The sequence below is a fragment of the Candidatus Protofrankia californiensis genome (assembly GCF_900634765.1).
Classification (GTDB): Bacteria; Actinomycetota; Actinomycetes; order Frankiales; family Frankiaceae; genus Protofrankia; species Protofrankia californiensis.
The window spans coordinates 11,281-12,975 of sequence record NZ_CAAAFT010000160.1 but is presented as its reverse complement, the minus strand read 5'-3'; the positions used below and the strand labels follow the sequence as shown (position 1 = coordinate 12,975).

Genomic DNA, 1,695 nt, shown 5'->3' with positions numbered 1-1,695 from the left:
CCTGCCACCCGGCGACCAGCGTCTCCAGACACGACCCGTCGCCGGACGGCGCCTCGGCCAGACCACCCGCTGCGTTGACGAGGACGTCGAGCGCCTCACCGAGTCGGGTACCCAGCGCCGCGACCTGCCCGGGATCGGTCGCATCGCAGACAACACCGTGTACGCCCAGTTCCTCGGCGGTCCGCTCGACGGTGTCGGCGTGGCGGCCGGTGACGAAGACCTCGGCCTCGTCGGCGGCGAACCTCGCGGCGATGGCCCGGCCGATGCCGCTGGTGCTTCCGGTGACGAGCACGGTGCGGGTCAAGAATCCTCCTACCCACTAGTGTGTTTAGGCCTAAACATAGCCGACGTCAACAGAGGATCACACCATGAGTGACGCCGTAGCCGCTGCAGGAGGTCCCACACCCTCCTATCCCGCCGCGGAGATCGCGGCAGCCTGGCAGCGGGAACGGCCGGGCACCCCGACCGAGTCGATCGAGATCGTGACGCCCATCCGGCGGTTGGCGAAGCTCTTCGCGGACGACCGTGGCCGGGTTCTGCGCGCAGCGGGGATCGACGCGGCCACCCTCGACCTGCTGGCGGTCATCCGCCGCTCCGGGCCGCCCTATACCCTCAGCACCCGCGACATCGCACAGCGGACGCTCGTGACCGCCGGTGCGATCTCACAGCGCGTTGGACGGGCCGAACGGCACGGACTCGTCCGGCGATCATCAGGAACAACCGGCCGTCGGAGCGTCCTGGTGTCGTTGACGGCCGAAGGCCACGCGCTCGTCGAACGGTCCGTCGACATGGTCCTCGGCCGTGAGGCCACGCTCGTCACCTGCCTGTCGGAGCCCGAACGCGCCACACTCATCGGGCTGCTGGAGAAACTGATCGTCGATGTCGGACGACGCACGGCGCCAGCTTTGCTGCCGTAGCGTGCGCCACGTGCGCCACGTGCGTCCGGATCCTCGAAACCGCCAGTCCACCCGGGCAGCGGCCCACAGGCCGGGGCCTGCCGGACCTCCCAGATCGGCTTCCGGAACCCCGGATCCGGCAGGAAGCCCGAGCGTGAGCAAAGCATGATCGCGCCGCCTTTGGCTCGCTGGCGTCGAGGCTCCCGGGTTCGTGTTGACGTCCATGTGATGGCATGCCGGTACCGGCGGATCCTGTTACTCGACATCCTGCTCATGGATGCTGGTGCGCCCGCGAGGCCGCCTGCGGCCGTTGCGGGCGCACCAGTACTCTCCTGGGCGCACCAGTACCGTCCCGCGGGCATCCACCATATGGTGCATCCAGTCTCACCCTCAGATCGCTCATGCACAGACCCTTGTCACCCACCGGGAGATCGACGATGACTGCTGCGGAACCGGCTCCCGTTCACGGCCCCACCCATGTGACGACTACCGAGCACGTCGCACATCTGGTAATCGATCATGGTGCGGGCAACGCCGTCGACATCGAACTGGCCACCGCCCTCGTCAGCTCCGCGGAGCAGGTGCAGGAGCTTGTCGCCAAGGGAACGTGCACTGTCGTGGTCGTCCGGTCGGAGGGAGCGAACTTCTGCGTGGGTGGAGATCTGCGCACGTTCGCCGCTGCCGGTGACGATGTCGGGACCTACATCGCCGAGCTGGCGAACACCGTTCACAACGCGTTGCGGATCCTCGCGGGGCTGCCGGCGCCGGTCGTCGTAGCGGTACGCGGCGCCGTGGCGGG

At 68.4% G+C, this 1,695-nt stretch carries 2 protein-coding genes and 1 pseudogene; 2 read left to right on the top strand and 1 reads right to left on the bottom strand.

All coding sequences use genetic code 11. The features are described from left to right. The coding region (locus DD1DGNOD_RS09235) for an SDR family NAD(P)-dependent oxidoreductase (RefSeq protein WP_131769906.1) at positions 1-304 on the bottom strand (304 nt) is incomplete at its 3' end. A 64-nt stretch (positions 305-368) separates the two neighbouring features. Here DD1DGNOD_RS09235 and DD1DGNOD_RS09230 point away from each other — a divergent pair. Further along, positions 369-917, top strand: coding sequence for a MarR family winged helix-turn-helix transcriptional regulator (locus DD1DGNOD_RS09230; RefSeq protein WP_131766197.1), 549 nt, complete (start codon positions 369-371; stop codon positions 915-917). Positions 918-1,333: 416 nt separating this feature from the next. Beyond that, a pseudogene (locus tag DD1DGNOD_RS26730) lies at positions 1,334-1,695 on the top strand (enoyl-CoA hydratase/isomerase family protein); the annotation flags it as partial.

What these genes read in the sequence shown, in the direction of transcription:
- DD1DGNOD_RS09230 (WP_131766197.1), top strand. Translation starts at nt 369, where the DNA reads ATGAGTGACGCCGTAGCCGCTGCAGGAGGTCCCACACCCTCCTATCCC.